General features: G+C 58.6%; 18 protein-coding genes. 14 read left to right on the forward strand and 4 right to left on the reverse strand.

All coding sequences use genetic code 11. From position 1 onward, the window contains the following. The first annotated feature begins 283 nt into the window (after nt 1-283). From hpnJ to VGK48_05125, 6 genes are read left to right on the forward strand one after another with little or no spacing between them, the layout of a single operon-like run. The gene (gene hpnJ / locus VGK48_05100; protein ID HEY2380541.1) at nt 284-1,741 is read left to right on the forward strand and encodes a hopanoid biosynthesis associated radical SAM protein HpnJ; all 1,458 of its coding nucleotides are present in this window, start codon (nt 284-286) and stop codon (nt 1,739-1,741) included. Between the two features lie 37 nt (nt 1,742-1,778). Continuing rightward, complete coding sequence (locus VGK48_05105) at nt 1,779-2,174, forward strand: EamA family transporter (GenBank protein HEY2380542.1); 396 nt, start codon at nt 1,779-1,781, stop codon at nt 2,172-2,174. Continuing rightward, nucleotides 2,164-2,544: an EamA family transporter gene (locus VGK48_05110; GenBank protein HEY2380543.1), complete on the forward strand. Its 381-nt coding sequence runs from the start codon at nt 2,164-2,166 to the stop codon at nt 2,542-2,544. The genes VGK48_05105 and VGK48_05110 overlap by 11 nt, the downstream gene beginning before the upstream one ends. 3 nt (nt 2,545-2,547) lie before the next feature. Then, complete coding sequence (hpnI, locus tag VGK48_05115; protein HEY2380544.1) at nt 2,548-3,693, forward strand: bacteriohopanetetrol glucosamine biosynthesis glycosyltransferase HpnI; 1,146 nt, start codon at nt 2,548-2,550, stop codon at nt 3,691-3,693. A 5-nt stretch (nt 3,694-3,698) separates the two neighbouring features. Next, on the forward strand, nt 3,699-4,541 hold the full coding sequence (locus tag VGK48_05120; GenBank protein HEY2380545.1) for a ChbG/HpnK family deacetylase: 843 nt from the start codon (nt 3,699-3,701) through the stop codon (nt 4,539-4,541). Continuing rightward, the gene (locus VGK48_05125; GenBank protein ID HEY2380546.1) at nt 4,492-5,472 is read left to right on the forward strand and encodes a glycosyltransferase family 2 protein; all 981 of its coding nucleotides are present in this window, start codon (nt 4,492-4,494) and stop codon (nt 5,470-5,472) included. Before VGK48_05120 ends, VGK48_05125 begins: the two co-directional genes overlap by 50 nt. A 47-nt stretch (nt 5,473-5,519) precedes the next feature. On the opposite strand, the gene hpnI (VGK48_05130) is transcribed toward VGK48_05125, so the two are convergent. Continuing rightward, a complete protein-coding gene (hpnI, locus tag VGK48_05130) occupies nt 5,520-6,683 on the reverse strand; it encodes a bacteriohopanetetrol glucosamine biosynthesis glycosyltransferase HpnI (GenBank protein HEY2380547.1) in 1,164 nt (387 codons plus the stop codon). A gap of 152 nt (nt 6,684-6,835) precedes the next feature. Then, on the reverse strand, nt 6,836-8,581 hold the full coding sequence (locus VGK48_05135; GenBank protein HEY2380548.1) for a glycosyltransferase family 39 protein: 1,746 nt from the start codon (nt 8,579-8,581) through the stop codon (nt 6,836-6,838). Nucleotides 8,582-8,690: 109 nt separating this feature from the next. Here VGK48_05135 and VGK48_05140 point away from each other — a divergent pair, with 109 nt between their 5' ends. After that, the gene (locus VGK48_05140; protein ID HEY2380549.1) at nt 8,691-9,509 is read left to right on the forward strand and encodes an alpha/beta hydrolase; all 819 of its coding nucleotides are present in this window, start codon (nt 8,691-8,693) and stop codon (nt 9,507-9,509) included. A gap of 252 nt (nt 9,510-9,761) precedes the next feature. On the opposite strand, the gene VGK48_05145 is transcribed toward VGK48_05140, so the two are convergent. Together VGK48_05145 and VGK48_05150 are read right to left on the reverse strand one after the other, a co-directional pair. Beyond that, a complete protein-coding gene (locus VGK48_05145; protein HEY2380550.1) occupies nt 9,762-10,868 on the reverse strand; it encodes a hypothetical protein in 1,107 nt (368 codons plus the stop codon). A 16-nt stretch (nt 10,869-10,884) separates the two neighbouring features. Beyond that, nucleotides 10,885-11,712 (reverse strand): hypothetical protein, encoded by an 828-nt coding sequence (locus VGK48_05150; GenBank protein ID HEY2380551.1) that lies wholly within the window; start codon nt 11,710-11,712, stop codon nt 10,885-10,887. Between the two features lie 108 nt (nt 11,713-11,820). On the opposite strand from VGK48_05150, the gene VGK48_05155 reads away from it, so the two are divergent. The 7 genes from VGK48_05155 to VGK48_05185 all read left to right on the forward strand — a co-directional run bounded on the left by VGK48_05155 (nt 11,821) and on the right by VGK48_05185 (nt 19,268). Further along, the gene (locus VGK48_05155) at nt 11,821-12,657 is read left to right on the forward strand and encodes a uroporphyrinogen-III synthase (protein HEY2380552.1); all 837 of its coding nucleotides are present in this window, start codon (nt 11,821-11,823) and stop codon (nt 12,655-12,657) included. Between the two features lie 240 nt (nt 12,658-12,897). Beyond that, complete coding sequence (locus VGK48_05160) at nt 12,898-13,743, forward strand: formate/nitrite transporter family protein (protein HEY2380553.1); 846 nt, start codon at nt 12,898-12,900, stop codon at nt 13,741-13,743. A gap of 4 nt (nt 13,744-13,747) precedes the next feature. After that, nucleotides 13,748-15,259 (forward strand): alginate export family protein, encoded by a 1,512-nt coding sequence (locus VGK48_05165; protein ID HEY2380554.1) that lies wholly within the window; start codon nt 13,748-13,750, stop codon nt 15,257-15,259. A gap of 3 nt (nt 15,260-15,262) precedes the next feature. Continuing rightward, nucleotides 15,263-16,927, forward strand: a complete 1,665-nt coding sequence (locus tag VGK48_05170; GenBank protein ID HEY2380555.1) for an FAD-dependent oxidoreductase — start codon at nt 15,263-15,265, stop codon at nt 16,925-16,927. 20 nt (nt 16,928-16,947) lie between these two features. Then, complete coding sequence (locus VGK48_05175; GenBank protein ID HEY2380556.1) at nt 16,948-18,555, forward strand: ferredoxin--nitrite reductase; 1,608 nt, start codon at nt 16,948-16,950, stop codon at nt 18,553-18,555. A gap of 12 nt (nt 18,556-18,567) precedes the next feature. After that, the gene (locus VGK48_05180) at nt 18,568-18,951 is read left to right on the forward strand and encodes a nitrite reductase (NAD(P)H) small subunit (protein HEY2380557.1); all 384 of its coding nucleotides are present in this window, start codon (nt 18,568-18,570) and stop codon (nt 18,949-18,951) included. Further along, the gene (locus VGK48_05185) at nt 18,948-19,268 is read left to right on the forward strand and encodes a P-II family nitrogen regulator (GenBank protein HEY2380558.1); all 321 of its coding nucleotides are present in this window, start codon (nt 18,948-18,950) and stop codon (nt 19,266-19,268) included. Before VGK48_05180 ends, VGK48_05185 begins: the two co-directional genes overlap by 4 nt. The last annotated feature ends 282 nt before the right edge of the window (nt 19,269-19,550 follow it).

Genomic DNA, 19,550 nt, shown 5'->3' on the forward strand with positions numbered 1-19,550 from the left:
CGCCAATGGTGAACTGGTACCTGTCGGACAATGTGCGGCTGGAGTTCGCTTACGGGTATGGCTCCCTTAATCGTTCCAATCTTACAGGCAAAACACAATTTTTCCAGACGCGGATGCAGTTGCAGTTCTGAGGCGCACCGAACAGGTTTTAGCCGCAGATGACGCGGATGACGCAGATGGGGCCGCAAAAAGACGGCTTAGAAGCGCCCCCATCTGCGTCATCCGCGTCATCTGCGGCTAAACAGTGGTTCCTTTATACATCTCAGAGTAGAATAAACTGCTTATGCCTTCTGTAATGAAAACGCTTCTTCTGAATCCTCCAAGCTTCAAAAATTTCGATGGTGGCGCGAGTTCGCGCTGGCCGGCGACGCGCGAGATTGAATCGTTCTGGTATCCCGTCTGGTTGAGTTATCCGGCGGGAATGCTGCCGGGCAGCCGCCTGCTGGATGCGCCGTCGCACCATATCACCCCGGAGCAAACGATCGAAATAGCGAAGGATTACGAGTTTCTGGTGCTGTTCACATCGACCGTCGGGTTTGCCAACGACGTCGCGATGGTCCGGCAGATGAAGCTGGCAAAACCCGATCTGAAGGTTGCGTTCGTCGGACCGCCGGTTCAAATCAAACCCAATTGCCTGCTCGACAATCCGGAAATCGATTTTATCGTGAGCGGCGAGTTTGATCATGCCGTGGTGGAGTATGCCGAAGGCAAGCCTTTAAGCGGGATCGCCGGCGCAGGCTATCGCGAAAACGGGCGTGTAAAATTGAACCCATCGCGGCCGCAGTTACAGACGGAAGATCTCGACAAGCTGCCGTTTGCGACGGAAGTCTATAAGCGCGATCTCGTAATCGAGAATTACAACGTTCCTTTCCTGCTGAACCCGTATGTCTCGTTTTACACCTCGCGCGGATGCCCGGCGCTGTGCACATTCTGCCTGTGGCCTCAGACGCTCTCCGGCCATGCATGGCGCGTGCGTTCAGCCGAGAATGTCGGGCGCGAGGTAAAGCAGGCGCTGCAGCTTTTCCCTCAGGCGAAGGAATTCTTCTTCGACGATGACACCTTCAACATCCGGAAAGACCGGGTCCTGGATGTCTGCTCCAAGCTGAAGCCGCTGAACTTCCGCTGGTCGTGCACGGCGCGCGTCAACAGCGATTATGAAACGTTGAAAACGATGGCGGATTCGGGAGCGCGGCTGTTCATCGTCGGCTACGAATCGGGCGATCCTCAGGTCCTGAAGAACATCAAAAAAGGCGCTACTGTCGAGCAGGCCCGCGAATTCACAAAGAACTGCAAGAAGGTCGGAATTCGCATTCACGGCGATTTCATCATCGGCCTGCCCGGCGAAACCCGCGAAACGATCAAGCGCACGCTCGACTTCGCGAAGGAACTGGATACGGAAACCATCCAGGTATCGATTGCGCACGCCTACGCCGGCACCGAACTGTACACTCAGCTCGCCGGAAACAACTTCATGTCAGGCGAAGCGGCCGCGGACAGCGGCGGCCATCAACTGCCGCACATCGCCTATCCCGGACTGCCGCGCGAAGAGATGATGGCGGCCGTCAACCGCTTCTACGATTCGTACTACTTCCGTCCCCGCGTCGTCTGGCGCATCGTGCGGGACGCGCTGTGGGATAAACACGAGCGCGAAAGGCTGTACACCGAAGCGGTCGAGTATATGCGCGTCCGTTCAGAACGCTGGAAGTACGCCAGAAAGAGACAGGAAGCTCCGTCGTCTTGACGATTCCGGATTTTCAATAATTAATTCGCCGCGAATCATGAACTCGAGAACGTACTCTCTCATCGTTTCCGTCGTGTTCTTCAGCTCGCTCGGCAATGTTCTTCTGAGCAAGGGAATGAAGCAGATCGGCGAGATCACGAACTATTCTCCTTCGGCGCTTGTTTCGGTGCTGGTCAAGATCTTTTCCTCCGGAACAATCTGGCTGGGTATCGGCAGCCTTACGGTCTTCTTCGTTTCCTATCTGATGCTCCTTTCATGGGCGGATTTCAGCTTCGTGCAGCCGATCTGCGCGATCGGCTACCCTGCCGTTGCCGTCCTCAGTTACTTCCTGCTCGGCGAGATGATCAGGCCCACGCGCTGGATCGGCGTGGCGTTGATCTGTGCCGGCGTGGCGCTTGTCAGCGGAACGGAGCCGCGTACAGTTGGAGATTAAGCTGCGGCTTGTAGTCTTTATCGGAATTGTGGTGCTGACCGGAACGGCCGGAGACATCTGCGTGACTCGTGCGATGAAACGCATCGGTGAGGTTACGAGTTTCAGGCCATCGGTGGTTCTCCCAATGTTGTTTCGCGCCTTCCGCCACGCCACGATGTGGCTCGGAATTGCCCTGATGGCCGTCGCCTTCTTCTCGCTGCTGGCCCTCTTATCCTGGGCGGACGCCAGCCTCGTCGTGCCCGCCACGGCTTTGAGCTACGTTACCGGCGCCTTCGGAGCCAAATTCATCCTTGGAGAAAAAGTTGCGCCCGTCCGCTGGGCCGGCGTCATCCTGGTCTGTATGGGCGTCGTGCTGCTTTCGCTCAGCTGATCGATGCCGGGTTGGGCGTTCATTCCCTTTTTTGCAGCCCTCTGCGGCATCGGCTGCTACGTGTTCACGCTGTGGTGCACGATTTCATTCCGGCTCCGGCAAACGGTCCCGCGCGAGGAAAGTTTCACGCCGCCGGTTTCCATCCTCAAGCCGCTCTGCGGAATGGATCCGCACGCCTATGAGAGTCTCCGCAGCCACTGTCTCCAGGACTATCCGCAATACGAAATCATTTTCGGCGTTGCCGATCCTGCAGACGAGATCGTCCCGGTCGTACAAAAGCTGATCGAGGAGTTCCCTCAGGTTCCGATCAAGCTGGTTTACTCTCCCGAGGTGCTGGGTTCAAACCTGAAAGTCAGCAACCTGCTCCAGATGCTCCCGAATGCGCGGCATGATTTCCTCCTGATCAACGACAGCGATATCCATGTGCCCCGCACATACCTGAGGCAAGTCCTGGCGCCGCTCGAAGATTCGTCCACCGGCATGACAACCTGCCTCTTCAGGTGCGTTGCCGGCCGCACGATCGGTTCGAAGCTGGAAGCGCTGGGCATCAGCTCCGATTTCATACCGGGCGTTCTGTGCGCGAAGCGCCTGGACGGCGGAATCCGCTTCGCGCTGGGATCGACGCTGGCATTTTCGCGGCGGGCGCTGGCGCAGATCGGAGGACTCGCGCCACTTGCCGACTTCCTGGCAGATGACTATCAAATCGGCTACCGGATGTCGCAGGCCGGACTGCGCGTGGAACTTGCCGGTTGCATCGTTGATCACCACCTTCCCGAATATTCGTTCCGGGAGTTCCTGCAGCATCAACTGCGCTGGGCCCGGGCCGTCCGGACCTCTCGTCCGGGCGGGTATGCCGGCCTGATTTTCACATATGTCATTCCGTGGAGCCTCCTGACGGTCCTGCTCACGTCGGGAGCTGCCTGGACATGGCTTTTGTTCGCCTGCGCGGTCATCCTCAGGTACTCTGTATGGTTGGCGGCGGAGGCTCATGTATTGCGCGAGCCGCGGCCAGGCAAGGGTTTCTGGTTATTACCGGTTCGGGATCTGGTCAACCTCGCGGTCTGGTTCGCGAGCTACCTGGGCCGCGAAGTCGTGTGGCGCGGCAGGCGTTTCGAACTGGTGAACGGAAAGTTACAGAGCCGCAGATGACGCAGATGGGATCTAAGCAGCTCATTGTCACGGCGGACGACTTCGGGCTCACCGAAGGGGTGAATCAAGCCATCGTGCGCGCGCATCGTGAAGGCATCGTCACCAGCGCAAGCTTGATGATCAACGGGGGCGCAGCCGAATCCGCCGTGGAACTGGCGCGGCAAAACCCGACGCTCGACATTGGCCTGCACCTGAACCTCACCAATGATCCTTTCTCGTTGGCTGCCAACCACCGTGGGCGCGATCTCGAGCGCGAGATCCGTTCTCAAATCGAGGCCGCCCTCGGGACGGGCCTGAACATCAGCCACCTGGACGGCCACAAGCACGTGCACATCATTCCGGCCGTTTTGAAACTCGTTGTCCGGCTGACTGGTAAATACGGGATCCGCGCCTTGAGAACAATGAACGCGCGGACGCCCCGCCTGACATCCCTGTTGCGGCGCAATCCGGCGTCCCGGAAAGCGATCTTGAAGCAGTACGCATTTGCACAGGGCGCTCGTTTCCTCTGGCGTCTGTCGTCGCCGAAACCAATCGTGGGTCCGGATCACTTTTACGGCATTACCGAAACCGGTTTTCTTGACCGGGCTGTCTTTGAGACTATCATTCAGGATCTGAGCTCCGGCGTGCACGAAGTAATGGCGCATCCGGGCTATATGGATGCCGGGCTCCGGAAACTGCCGACCCGGCTTCTGGAGCAGCGCCAGCGTGAGTTCGAACTGCTCACAAGCCCGGGCATTCGACGTCTGATCCAGGAAGCCGGCGTCCAGCTGATCAGCTATCGAGATCTCGTGGAGACTTATGGAAATCACAGAACCGATTCGTTACTCCATCGTTATTCCGCTGTTTAACGAAGAGCACAGTGTGCGCGAGTTATATTCGCGCATCGTTACCGTAATGCGGGAATTCGACGATCCTTATCAGATCATTTTTATCGACGATGGCAGCCGCGACGGGACGCACAGGCTCGCTTCTGAAATATGCGATGGGGACAGCCGCGTGGTTCTGATCCGTCTTCGTAAGAACTTCGGCCAGACCGCCGCCTTGAAAGCCGGATTCGATTTTGCGCGTGGCGAAGTGATCATCTCCATGGACGGCGATCTCCAGCACGATCCGGCGGAAATCCCGGCGTTTATCGCCAAGCTCGAGGAAGGCTACGACATCGTCAGCGGCTGGCGCTACGAACGGCAGGACAACTGGCTGATGCGAAGGATTCCCAGCCGCATCGCGAATTGGCTCCTGGCGAAGCTTTCTGGAGTGGAGCTGCACGATTTCGGCACAACCTTTAAAGCGTACAGACAGGAAGCTATTAAAGATCTCCCGCTCTACGGCGACTCGCACCGGTTCATTCCGGCGCTTGCCAGCTGGTCGGGCGCAACGATCGCCGAGATCCCGATCAAAAACATCAACCGGCAAAGCGGCAAGTCCAACTACGGAATCTCCCGCACGCTGACGGTATTTCTCGATCTGATTTCTTTGAAATTTCTTCTCGACTATTCCACCAAACCCCTGCAGTTCTTCGGCAGCTGGGGCCTGCTCAGCAGCGGCGCCGGATTCGCGGCCGGACTCTTTCTGCTCTATGAAAAATTCGTGCAGCATCTCGAAATCATGAAGGAACACGGTCCGATGCTGTTCGCCGCAGTCCTGCTGATTGTCTGCGGTATTCAACTGATATCCGTCGGACTGATCGGGGAAATGCTGTCGCGAACCTATTACGAATCCCAGCGGAAGCCGACCTATGCGGTTCGGGAGGTCAAGTCGCGGCCACAGATCCGGGCTTAGTTATAAGACCATTGGATCATTGCAGCAATGATCCAATGGTCTTATATTCACACGCGGATCATCTTTCCATCAGCAACCAGCCGGTATCGTTCGCTGCGCCAGACGATTTCACTGCCTGCAAAACTGCAGCACCAGACGATAAAGCCAATGAGGTCGCGCAGAGGATACAGCCAGCAGTAGCTGAACGACTCGGGGTCGCCGACGACATCGCGGCCGACCGCGACGGCCTGGATCATACGGTTCAAATACGCAAAGGCGAATAATCCGATGCCGAGTAACCCGTTGTGCGCCAGCAGACCGCCGACGAAGCCGATTAATCCAAAAGGTATGGCATAGGTCAACCCCGTACCGACATGTCCGGCGCTGCGCGAGAACCGGGTACTCCGCATCCAGCGAACCTGATGGACGAGAGAAGCGCTGACCGACGTATTCATCGCCACGTGTCCAATGATGTGCTTCGACAAAATAACGCGCTTGCCCTGGCGGTCCGCAAGATTCCCCAGCATGTAATCGTCAGCACAGTACTGGCCAAGTCCGCCGACGCCGCCGATCGAATCGAGCACGTCTTTGCGCGTGGCCATGGTGGGCCCGAGCGCAAATTTCATCCCTTCGAGCATGTTGGCGACGAGAACTCCCGATGTCAGCTCCACGGACATGCCCAGAGCTTCGAGCCGGGACCAGAATCCGCCCGCCGGCAGCCCGCGATAGAGACAGGTCACGACGCCGTTCGCCGGATCGAGCAGCGGCGCGACAACCTCGCGCAGGCAGTTCGGCTGAACAACGACATCGCTATCCGTGATGACGAGGTACTGCGTCGAGGCACGCGGAACCATCTTCTCCAGGGTGAAAACCTTCGCGTTTGGATATTGAGGCGCACCGGACAGGACGACACTGGTCTTGATGTGCTTGTATTTGGTGCGAAGGGATTCGACGATCCTGAGAGCCGGGTCGCCGGAGTCGCGCGCGCCGAAGATGATCTCGAAATCGGGATAGTCCTGGAGGAAGAAGCTTTCGAGATTGCGTTCGAGGAAGGGCTCGAGACCGTGGACAGGCTTGAGGACAGTGACCGGAGGAAGGGCTGACTGATTCGCCGGCTCCGGGCTGTTTCGGAAACGCCGCGCAGCAAGAATCACCAGAACCAGATAAACAGTGCTCGACAGAAGACCGATACCGGACAGGCCAAAAAGCACCGCAGCCACAAATCTCAACATTCCCTCCGATTTGTACAAAAGCCTGATTGCAACACCGCTTGTGAGCGACCCCCTGCCGCTTCGCGGCTCTCCCCCTGTATCAGGGGGAGAGTTTTACTGTCCCCCTGATACAGGGGGACAGCCGGCCGCGAAGCGCGCCGGCAGGGGGTCGCTCACACACCCAGGTTCGTCAACAGGAACTTTCCTCCGCTTTCCTTCACCACATGCACCATCTGGTCACCCACGAGCGATCTCATCTTCGGCATGTCCTCATGATCCACGAGCAGGTAATATCGCTCTCCCCCGCACCACAACTGTTGCAGCCTCGCGTCATCGATAAAAATCTTCGGCGCGTCAGGCGCGTACGACCCGTATTCCAGATTTTCCCGTCTCCCATTCCATAAGAGCGCCGTCCGGTTGCCATAGAAGAACACCGACGAAAACGCATAGTAGGCATCGCCCTCAATCAGCTTTCCCGGCGGCGCGCCGGTTAGAGCATCCGCGAGGGGTTTCGATCCCAGATACGGATCGAACGCCACCATGGCGACACGCGCCGCATGGAAGAACAGCAGCATCATCAGCGCCGCGGACAGAACCGGCTTGCGAATCCCCACTACCACGCCCACCAGCGCCGCAATTCCCGCCATGGCCAGCGGCAATCGCAGGTAGGCAAATGACTGCAGCGTCAAATCACCCATGTGTCCGAGCGACAGCGTATACATCTCCGGATGCTGCACCAGCGCCGACGCGATGTCTCCCGGCGCGGGCAACGACCACACCTTGAACAGAATCACGGCAATCACAGCCAGACCGGCGGCTGCCGCAACAGCCACCGCTGCGGAACCGCGGCGCACCCATTTATTCTGCGTGGCGATACCGCAACCCAGCAGCAGCGCGAATGCCGGATAGGTCGGCATGGAGTAGTACTCCTGCGTCGTCGAAAGCGTAAAGAAACCGAGCACCACCCCGATCCAGCACAGCGCCATCAAGCGCGCGCGGCCGGCTCGATCGGCGGGCCGGAAACTCAGCCCCACGACCGACCCGGCATACAGACTCCACGGAAAAAACCACAGCACATGAAACAGCCAGAACCAGAGCCGTGGAACGGTGTTGTAGTCGCGCGGATATCGCAGGTTCAGGAATCGCAGCACATGCTCATTCAGGAAATAAAACCAGAAGAACCCGTGATACTGCCCGGGACCGCTGTGCATCGTGAACGAGAAATAGGGCGGGTTATGCAGCGTGGCCAGCACGTACCAGGGCACGGCAATGACTGCCATGATGAGAATGATCGCGAAGGGCTTCAGCTTCCGCCACGTTTCCAGCCTCAAAAGCTGGCCTGTAAAAAGCAGATAAAAGAAGGAGGCGCCGATCGGGAAGACCATCGCGATCAAACCCTTCAACAGCAATCCCAGCCCGAAGCAGATGCCGATGACATATGGCCACACCTCAGGCCGCGGCTCATCCGGATCGAGCGCGCGCAGCAGGGACCATAAAGCGATCGTGATCGTCAGCGTCAATATCGCATCGGGAATGATGAGCCTCGTAAACAGGAACAATCCCACCGAGGTGCTCAAGATCAGCCCGGCGTAGAATCCCGGGTCCCTTCCGAAGGCCCAGCTTCCGAATCGAAACGTCACAAAGCACAGCGTGACGACGGCCAGGGACAACGGCAGCCGGGCCGCCCAGTCGTGCACACCGAAAATGCTGTAAGACGTGGCCGTGAGCCAGTAGCCGAGAGGAGACTTCTCCAGATATGCAACGCCGTCGAGGCGCGCCGTGACCCAGTCTCCCGATTGCAGCATATTCCGGGAGATCTGGGCCTGAACGGCGTCCACATCGTCCATCAGGTGCGGCGGGCTGAAGATGCAACCCAGAAAGATCGAGGCGGCGAGGAGAACAACAACAAGTCCACGCATCAGCGAAGATATTACACGTTATACTTCTCCAACATTAATGAAGAAAAGCAGGAACATAAGAAGCACAAGAGGCACAAGAGCCATTCAACTCCTGTGCCTCTTGTGCTTCTTGTGTTCCGTTCCCTGTCTTTCTTTCGCGCAGAAATACGCCGACCTCCCCGGCATCCGGCTCTGGTACGTCGACACCGGCGGCAGCGGAGTGCCCGTCGTCTTCCTTCATCCCAACACGGGGAGCAGCGCGAACTGGGAACATCAGATTCCGCGATTCACCTCCGCCGGTTTCCGCTTCATTGCTTACGATCGCCGCGGCTGGGGCAAGTCCATGGCGCAGCCCGGCGCCGCGCCCGGCACGGGAGCGGACGATCTTCACGCTCTGTTGAAATTTCTCAAGGTCGACCGTTTCCACCTCGTCGGGACGGCAGGCGGAGGATTCATCGCGCTGGACTACGCGCTGTCGTTCCCGGATGAAATCCGCAGTCTCGTCATCGCGAACAGTATCGGCGGAGTGCAGGATCCGGAGTATCTGGAAATGAATCGCCGGCTGCGGCCGCCCTCGTTCGACGCGATGCCTCCGGAATTGCGCGAAGTTGGACCGTCCTATCGCGCGGCCAATCCCGACGGAACCCGGCGCTGGATCGAACTGGAACACATGAGCAAACAGGCCGGCGCGACGGCGCAGGGATTCCGGAACCAGATGACGTTTGCGCTGCTGGAAAAAATCAACCTGCATACGCTCTTCATGACAGGCGATGCCGACATGTACGCGCCGCCGCCGCTGGTGAAGATGTTTGCGGCGCGCATCCGGAACTCGGAAATGAAAGTCATTCCTGAAGCGGGACACTCGTCGTACTGGGAGCAGCCGGAGGTCTTCAACGATGCCGTCCTCCAATTCATCCGCAAATATGGAGAGATTGAACTACCGAAATAGCTTCAAGTGATCGAGCATGATTGGGCCAAGCCCATTCCCCTCCGTTTTCAAGGAGGGGTGCCTGAGCGATCAAATATCGTTAGAACGCGAAGGCGGGGTGGTTAGTTACGAACCGCGTAGCGCTCCTTATTTTGTTTGAGGTTACTAACCGCCCCGTCTGCGCCAGCTGAGAAACAAGGCCATCGTTTGATGGCGCAGCCACCCCGCCTTTGAAAGGCGGGGAATGGGTTGCTTCCCAGACCATACGGCCCGCTAATACAGATCGTCCAGCGTCTTCACCAGCCCGCTTTTCATGGCCGCGAGGTTCTTTTGAATCGAGGCGAAGTGCGCATCCCCTGTCGCGCCGCGATAGCGGATGAACGTGCTTGACGAATCCAGCGGCAACGCGGCCACGTTTGCGAAGAAGGTCTTCCATCCGCCGTTCGGCGCCGCCAGGCGGATCGCAGCTGAAGGGGCATTCGGGCCGCTCCCGGCCCAAAGATACGACTCCACGTTGGAGAGATAGAACACACGTACTGTCGCGTCGTATTGCTTGAGATAGGAGCCGATCGATCGAAGGGTCTTCGCTCCGGCGAAATCGCCGACCAGGGGCACGATCAGATTGTGGCGTTCCAGGTCGCGAACGAATCGATAGCTTTCTTCGGTCGCGAGGTAGCTCACTCCATTTCCGTCTTCGTCGGCTGTCGTCATCAATGCCGCATAGCTGGGCATGTATGCGTTGGGGCGTACCGGCGAGTGATAGTTGGTTTGTGCGCCGGCTCGCGCAAAGATTTTGAAAACCTGTTCCAGTTCGGCATTGTCTTCCCCCGAGAGGTGGAAATTATGCTTCTGCGAAAGATTGCGTCGGATTGCGGCCAGATTTTCCTCATACGCCGGCTGGGATTCGGGAGCCGTCCCGTAGGCGTCCATCAGCTCTCTCGCAGTCGATGCCGTCTCCAGCCCGTCCGGCCGCTTGCGCGAGAACAGCCGCGAAACAAAATCCGCCCGGTCATCCGCGATATCGAACAGCGCCTTGTACATCAACTGCTCGATCAGGTTCTGCCGCCGGATATCGACGACAAACGCCAGCTTCGGCCGCTGCGCCGCAATGTAGTTGAAATTCTGCTCGGGACCCACGCCAAGAAAGACGCCTCCCGGCATGACGCTCTGCTTCAACGAGCGAACCGCCGCCGCATACTTCGGCTCGTTCGAAACGTAGTTCTCGCCGGGAAAGGGCTGCGTGGCCTCCGACTCATCCTCGATCAGTTTCCAGAACGCCGCATCCGACAACTGCTGCGGCAGCGTCTGGACGGCGGAAGTAACGCCCGACAGAAGGAAAAGAAGGACAGCGATCGCGCCGGAGCGGCGGAGTACTCGCATAATTTCCAGTTTACAGCTATGGCACGATCGGACTATGGCGATCGACCCTCTCCTCAGCGCCCAACATCAGTTCCGATGCGAAATTATTGTCCTGGCAGACGTATTCGAAAAGTTCCGTGCCCTGGTCCCACGATAATAGAAATCCCGCGCTCCACGGCGCGGTGTAAGCGCCCGGATCGTCGATCGTGATTTCGTACTTCATCGTGTTGGAGTCGGTTCGCGTGAAGCTCTCGATCATGTGAAGGCGGTCGGTGGTCGGAATGCCCCGCGAAATCCAGAACCCTTCATTGAAGCCGACCGTGTCGACAACGAGAGTATCGCCTTCCCACTTGCCCGTGGAGTGTCCGTAATAGCTCGGATCGAGATTCTTCGGATGAGACCGGCCGTCCATGTAGATCGTGCGGAACGTATGCGGGCCGCCGATATCCATGATGAAGATTCTTTGAAGGTCGCCGAACTCGACAAATTCCACGCCATAAGGAGTGAGGAACTGCCGCGGACCGCCCGACGGCTTGCAGCGCGTGTGCGGCTCGAATTGATTCGCGCGGCGGTACGTGAACAACGCCCTCGACCAATCCTGGAACGGCAAATCGTTGGGCTTTGGAGGCCACGGCTCTCCCGGTGTGCCGCCCGGCCCCGGCAACCAGATGCCGGCTTCCCCCGGCAGCGGCCCGAGCAGAACGCGCCCTTCCGCGTTCCTTGGAGCGGGACGAGCCGGCGGAATCTTCCGCTGAGGACGCACGGTTCCTGGATTCTGATTGCCCAGGTCCGGATCCTGCGCAAACACAAACGCGCATGAAACGAGAACCAATCCCGCGGCAAATCCGAGTTTTCTGAGGTTCATGCAGGTAAAGAAATCACAGTATCCGGCCGGGTACAAGAAATTTCCGGCCACGATGGCGCAGATGACGAGAATAAAGAACAGTGTATGATGCGGTGCCGCGTGGCATGTATGGCACTGAACGGATTTCGTATCATCACCCTTGAGAGCCGGCGTGCAGATCTCGTCCGAAATCTGGTGGCGGAGCAGGGCGGCGATTGCTTCAACGCGCCTTCGGTCCGCGAGCGTCCGCTCGATGCCAACCCCCAGGCAATTCAGTTCGCGAAGGACATGATTGCAGGACGTTACGATACAGTCATCTTCACAACGGGTGCAGGGACGCAATACCTTCTCGATGTGGCGTCTGCCGGCGGATCCGTCGAACCGTTTCTGGGCGCGTTGAGAAAGGTACAAATCGTTGCGCGTGGTCCGAAACCGGTTGCCGCGCTGCAAGAGGCAGGGGTCCCGGTTTCAGTCTGTGTTCCCGAATCTTACACGTGGCGGGAAGTGCTGGAGGCGACAGCGGCGATAAAAAGCAGCAGTGTTGCTGTTCAGGAATATGGAGTCCCGAACACAGAACTGATCGATGCGCTACGACTGCGCGGCCTGGCCGTAACGCCGGTTGCCATATATCGCTGGGACCTTCCGGAGGATACTGCACCTCTCGCGGAAGCCGTTCAACGGATATGCAATCGATGGTGCCACGCCATCCTGTTTCTTTCCTCGGTGCAGTTCACCAATCTGCTGCGCATCGCAGAACGCGCAGCGGTGCGGGACGCCATGCTGCTCGCTCTGCAACAGGACATCGTCGTTGTATCGATCGGACCGGTGATGACAGATACGCTTGTCCGCGAAGGTGTGCGGCCGGATTTTGAACCCAGACATCCAAAGCTTCATGTCTGCATCCGCCAGTTTTCCGAACAGGCTTCCGGCCTGATCTCCGCGAAACGCAGCGGCCGTCCGCAATAGCGGTTGCAATTCCTTCGCTGTTCTCGTATAAAAACATTACGGTTTGCTCATTGAAGCGCAGATCGCCTCCGTCCTCAGCCGAAAGGGAGCTGGGCACTGTTGTAGCGGGCTTTGCTGCGACTCTGTCTGTCCTGAAGCTCCTGATTTTCCAATCATTGTTGATTCCCCACCCGCGTGGGCACACCTGCTCGACGTCGAGCGATTCCAACAGCTGAGATTTCAACATTTGAAGGGAGTCCTATGGACTACGTCATTCCGGCGGAAGTCGTATCGAACGCGCTTGATGCGGCGGTAAAGAAATCGAATCTTCTTATCCGCGACATGCTGATTCGCGGTGCATTATCGGGCGTTTTCCTCGCCTATGCCACATCATTGGTCTTTGTCGCACTTTCTCAAGGCCTGCCTGCGCTGGTAGGCGCCATCATTTTCCCGGTCGGTTTCGTCATGCTGGTGTTGCTCGGTTTCGAACTCGCCACCGGAAACTTCGCTCTACTTCCTGCGGCATGGATGGACGGGCGCATTTCCGCCGGCGCGCTCCTGCGCAACTGGTTCTGGGTCTTGATCGGCAACCTGCTTGGCAGCGTCTTTTATGCTGTTCTGTTCTATCTCGCAATTACGAATTTCGGCACCAGCAACGGGGGCGCGCTGGCCGACCTGGTCCGGCAGACCGCCCAGAAAAAAACGCTCGGCTACGCGGCACTGGGAGCGAGCGGCTGGGGCGCGGCATTTGTGAAAGCAATCCTCTGCAACTGGATGGTCACGACCGGAACGATGCTGGCTTTCGTTTCTCGGTCGACGATCGGCAAAATCGCGGCGATGTGGCTGCCGATCACGATCTTCTTTGCGCATGGCTATGAACACTCGGTCGTCAACATGTTTGTCATCCCTGCCGGCATGCTTCTTGGCGCTCCCGTCTCCCTGAAGCAATGGTGGTTATGGAACCAGATCCCGGTCACGCTCGGAAACATTCTGGCCGGAGCGCTCCTCACAGGAATTGTTCTCTGGTACACCTTCGCGCGAACGGAAGCGTCCACAAACCAAACTTCAGAGGCGCCGGCGGCAGAAGCTGTGGCGACAGGAGACTAGTTCTATGCGACTGCCAGCTGTTTTTTTATTCATGTTTTCGGCGGCAGCGGCGAACGCCCAGACCGCTTCACTTGTGCCGTCACAACCGGTTGCCGCAGCATCTCAGCCTGCGCAGGCGGCGGCGCCTCAGCCGCTGAAACTCGGCGGCTGGACCGTGACCGGCAGCTTACGCGCGCGCGGTTACAGCTGGGATTGGTTCAAACCCACTGCCGGCAACAATGACTATCAGTACTCCGGAAATATCCTGCGCTTCGGCTTCGCGGCCTCCGAGCACGGAACGGACTTGAATGCGGAATTCGCGGTGCCCTTCATGCTCGACCTTCCCACTGGGGCGACAGGCACGGGGGCAAACCAGGGCGCGCTTGGACTGGGCTCGAATTACTTCACCGCCAACAATAATCGCCAGAATGTCGCCATGATCTTTCCGAAACAGTTGTACGCGAAGTTCAATCTCGCGGGCGACAAGGGAAACACCCTTCAAGTTGGACGTTTCACTTTTCTCGACGGTTCGGAATTGGCGCCCAAGGATGCGACTCTTGCCGCGCTCAAGCGTGACCGCGTGGCGCAACGACTGCTCGGAGATTTCGGATTTTCCGATGTCGGCCGCAGCTTCGACGGCGGCCATTATTCCTATTCGCCATCGGCGTCCAATAATTTAACCGTGATCGCGGCGGTGCCGACGCGCGGAGTCTTCCAGGTCGACGGCTGGGGATGGAACCGTATCGCATTCGGCTATGCATCCTACACGCACGAATGGGGGAGCGGGCATCATGCCGCCGACACGCGCGTGTTTGCGATCGAATACGACGACTGGCGGCACATTCTCAAAACCGACAACCGGCCCACCGCGGTTCGTAAAGCCGACACCGAAAACATCGTCATCAATACCTTCGGCGGCCACAGCATTCATGCTTTCGATACCGGCGCCGGAACCTTCAACCTCATGATCTGGGGCGCCGGACAGACCGGGCGTTGGGGTCTACAGAAACAGCGCGCCGGAGCAGTCGATGCGGAAGCCGGATTCCAACCGAAGATCGCCGCGCTGAAACCGTGGATTCGCGGCGGCTACACCTGGGGTTCCGGTAGCGACAGCACGAGCGGCGGCACTCACGGCACGTTCTTCCAACTGCTGCCCACACCGCGGCTGTATGCCCGCTCACCGTTCTACAACATGATGAACACCGAGGATCTCTTCGGCGCCCTGATACTGCGGCCGAATTCCAAGCTGACGACGTCCAGCGAATTTCATTCTCTCCGCCTCTCCGACGCTAACGACTTCTGGTATGCCGGCGGCGGCGCCTTTCAGCCCTGGTCGTTCGGTTATACCGGACGATCGACAACCGGCCGCAGGTCGCTCGGAAACCTGTACGACACCAGCGTGGAATATCGCCCGCATCCGAAAGCGACGTTCACGGCCTACTTCGGTTACACCCAAGGTCTGGCAGCCATACAGGAGATTTATCCGGCGGGCAAGGTCAGCAGGTTCGGATACCTCGAAGCGCTATATCGCTTCTAGCAGATGAACAAAAAAGAACGGCTCATTGTTATCGGCAACGGAATGGCGGGCGCAAGGTTGGTCGAAGACCTTGCGGCCCGCAATGGCCGTGATCGTTTTGAGATTGTCGTCTTCGGCGATGAGCCGTACGGCAATTACAACCGTATACTCCTGTCGAATGTCGTCGCCGGCTCTCACGAGCCCAAAGACATTTTCCTGAACCCGCTCGAGTGGTACGAGCGGAACGGCATTGCCTTTCGCCCCGGCGTGCGCGTGCTCAAGGTGGATCGGGCGAACAAGGTCGTTTTCGCAGCCGATGGTATCGAAGAGCACTATGATCGCCTGGTATTCGCTACAGGCTCCAAACCCTTTGTCCCTCCGATTGAAAGGCTCAAGGACGATAGCGGCCGGTTCAAGGACGGCATTTTCCTGTTCCGTACGCTCGACGATTCGCTGCGGATCATCGATTACGCCGCGAAGGCGGGCAAAGCTGTTGTTCTCGGCGGCGGCCTGCTTGGCCTCGAGGCAGCCCGCGGCCTGCTGAATCGCGGCCTCGCAGTTCACGTCGTCGAATTGGCGCCGCACCCCATGTCCCTGCAGTTGGATGCTCAGGCGGGCGCCATCCTTCGCGCCACGCTCGAAAGGCTCGGGATCCGGTTTCATCTCGGCAGATCGGTGACCGGCGTGAACGGTTCGGGCTCCGTGGAGAGCGTCACGCTCAACGATGGTCACATCGAGTCATGCGGCATGTTTGTGATCAGCGCGGGCATCCGCCCGAACGTCGAAATCGCCAAGGAAGCGGGCTTGACCGTCGAGCGCGCGATTGTTGTCGGCGACGATCTCGCGTGCGTGAACGATTCTTCCGTCTTCGCCATCGGTGAATGCGCGCAACACCGCGGGCAGGTTTACGGTCTTGCCGGACCCTGCCGGGAACAGGCAAAGGTCCTCGCCATGAGACTGAGCGGCGCGAACCCGCGCGCCGTCTATACCGGATCGAGCACCTCGACCTCGCTCAAAGTCATGGGCGTGGACCTCACGGTTTTAGGAAGCAAGGAACCCTCCGATGAGAAAGACGGCGCCGTCACTTACAGCGATCCGCAGCGTGGCGTCTACAAAAAGGTGATCCTTCGCGAAGGCCGCGTGACGGGCGCAATTCTCCTGGGCGACACGCGAATCGCAAACACGCTCCTGCGCGCCTTCCATAAAGGCGAAGCGGTCACCGCGACCCCACAGGAACTGTTGTTTCCCGCCGCTTCCGCGGGAACGACCTCGGAACCTCAGGATCTTCCGTTGGAATCTGCACCGGATGAACCCTTAAAAGAAGTCGTGGCTGTTATCCGCCCGGAAAGCTGGATCAAAACCAAGCTGAAAGTCGCGGAGCTCGGCATCGATACCTTCACACAACACCGCGTCGCCGGACGTGGACGCCAGAAAGGCTTGCATTTCCTCGCGCGCCGCGGCGCGGCATCCGGAACAGGCTTTCGCTACCTGCCGAAGCGGATGGCTTCATGGATCGTCCCGCTAAGCCAGGTTCAATCCGTCGTCGAGGCGATCATCGATGCGAATTGGACCGGGCAGATCGGCGATGGAAAGATTTTCGTACTGCCGCTCGATGGGACCGTGCAGATCGAAACCGGGGAGCAGGGTGCGATTCCTGAAACGGCAGATCATGCCCTGACCAATGCCTGAAAGGAGCAAAAAGAGCAATCATGCGTCCAGGCTCGAATCCGATTGAAGAATACAAGCAGGCGAAAAACGGCGATCCGCTGCGAATCCGCGAAGACCTGCCCTGTCTGGCCAGTCAGGGCTGGGAAGCGCTCTCTCCGGCAGATAAGGAACTGCTGAAGTGGATTGGCGTGTTCTTCCGGAAACCGACGCCGGGAAAATTCATGATGCGCATCCGGATGCCGAACGGATTCGCAACGAGCAGACAGCTCGCCGCAATCGCCGAGCTCTCCTCCCGCCTCGGTAACGGCACGCTCGACATCACGACGCGCCAGCAGATCGAGCTTCGGGGATACTGCCTCGAGAGCGCTTCCGAAATCCTCGAACGGCTGCGCGGCGTGGATCTGAGCACACTTCAAACGGGTCAGGATAACGTCCGGAATATCAATGGATGTCCGCTGGCCGGAGTGAACCCGAATGAATTGCTGGATGCCTCCGGTCTCGTATTGGCGCTGGACCGGACAATTGTCGGCGATCGGGGTAATCCCGAATTCGCCAACCTCCCGCGCAAAATCAATATCGTTGTCACCGGTTGCGTCGAAAATTGCACCCACAGCGAATCGCAGGACATCGCGCTGGTCCCGGCGACGAAATTCATTCACGGGACACTCTATTCCGGATTCCACATCCTGGTTGGCGGGAAGATGGGCTCCGGAGGTTTCACCATTGCCTCCAATCTCGGTTGGTTTGTCGAACCCGATCAGGCCGAGGACGTTGTCGTGCAGATCGTCAAGCTGTTCCGCGACGAAGGGCTGCGCGGCCCGAGAACCAGATGCCGCCTTGCATTTCTTCTGGAAGACTGGGGCATCGACCGTTTCCGCGCGGCACTCGTCAAACGGCTCGGCTGGCAGCCTTTGCCCGAAGGCAAGGATGCGCGCTCCGATGGACACAACGATCACTTCGGCGTGCATCAACAGAAGCAGCCCGGGCTCTATTCCGTAGGACTGCGTGTGGATGTCGGCCGGATCAGCCACGATTCGCTGGGCGAACTCGCGAGGCTCTCCGAATTCTACGGGAACGGAGCCGTCCGCTTCACGACCGGACAGGACGCCATTCTCGTCAATATTCCCGAGCACCATCTGGATGCCCTGCTGGATGAACCTCTGCTGAAGGAATTGCCGCCGGGGCCGTCGCGTTTCTTCCGAGGCATGGTGAGCTGCACCGGAACCGACTATTGCAGCCTTGCTCAAATCGATACCAAAAGCTGGGCGATGAAAACTTCAGCCGCCCTCGAACAGCGGCTCGGACCTGACGGCAAGCCGATCACGCTCCATTGGTCCGGCTGCCCTGCCGGCTGCGGCAATCACCTGGCTGCCGATATCGGTTTGCGGGGAATGAAAGTGAACGTCGACGGCCGCTCCATCGAAGCCGTTGCCATCTACGTCGGAGGAAAGACCGGGCCGCAGGCGCGGGCGGGAACACAGATCATGGATCTGGTCCCGTGCGACGAGGCGTTGCCGGACGTGCTCGCCAACGTCGTCAAGCACCTGCCTCTATTCAAACAGGTTCAGGCCCGGCCTACGGTGCGCGATCGGATCTTAATGGTGCCTGCCGATATGGCGGAAGAGGATTTCGACTCGGAAGAAACCTAGACACCGCCGGCAGTGAGCCTCTCAGAACTCAAACCGGACGCGCCGGCTCCCAAACGGACGGTGGCCAATGTTCCTTCGAAGAAGGCGGTCCAGATCAAGGTCTGCCGTGTGGACGAACTGAAGACCGGAATCGGATATCCGGCTGCCGTGCAGGGAAAATCCCTCGCCCTGTTTTTGCATGGCGACGGACGGATATTCGCAATCGACGCCGTCTGCCCGCATGCCGCCGGTCCATTGGAAGAAGGAAAGGTAGATAAATGCGAGGTCATCTGTCCGCTGCACGATTACCGGTTCGATCTCGTCACCGGCCGGTGTTCGACCGATCCGGAGTTCGCCATAGGGACATATCCCGTCATGGTTGAAGAAAATCAAGTCTGGGTGGAGATTCACACATGAGAATGATTCGCGCCGTTATTCGTCCCGAACGGGAGGAACAGGTTATTGACGCCCTGGAAGCGACCGGCATCGTATCGCTGACAAAGATGGATGTCTTCGGCAGAGGACAACAACGCGGCGTCCAGGTCGGCAATACGGTCTACAGCGAGTTGCCGAAAGTCATGCTCACCCTCGTCGTCGAGGAGGACAAGCTCGAAGCCGCCGTCGCCGCTATTCAAGCCGGGGCCAGAACCGGCCAGCACGGCGACGGGAAAATCTTCATCAATTCCGTCGATGCCGTCTATACCGTCCGAACCGGCAAGAAGGTGGAAGGATGACGCCTGTGTTCAGGTGGGCTGGAACTCCCCTCCTGATTCAGGAGGGGTTTTGCACAAAAACTGGCTGAGGTGGACATTCCCCGCCTTTCCAAGGCGGGGTGGCTGCGCCACTGATAAAACGTGCCCGTTCCTTAGCGGCGCAGACGGGGCGGTTAGTAACTTCAACAAAATAAGGTGCGCTGCGCGGTTCCTGGATAACCGCCCCGCCCTCACGTTCTAACGGTTTGATCGCTCGGGCACCCCGCCTTGGAAAGGCGGGGAATGTCCGCCCAACCAGTTCTT

It is taken from the genome of Terriglobia bacterium, assembly GCA_036496425.1.
GTDB lineage: Bacteria > Acidobacteriota > Terriglobia > 20CM-2-55-15 > 20CM-2-55-15 > 20CM-2-55-15.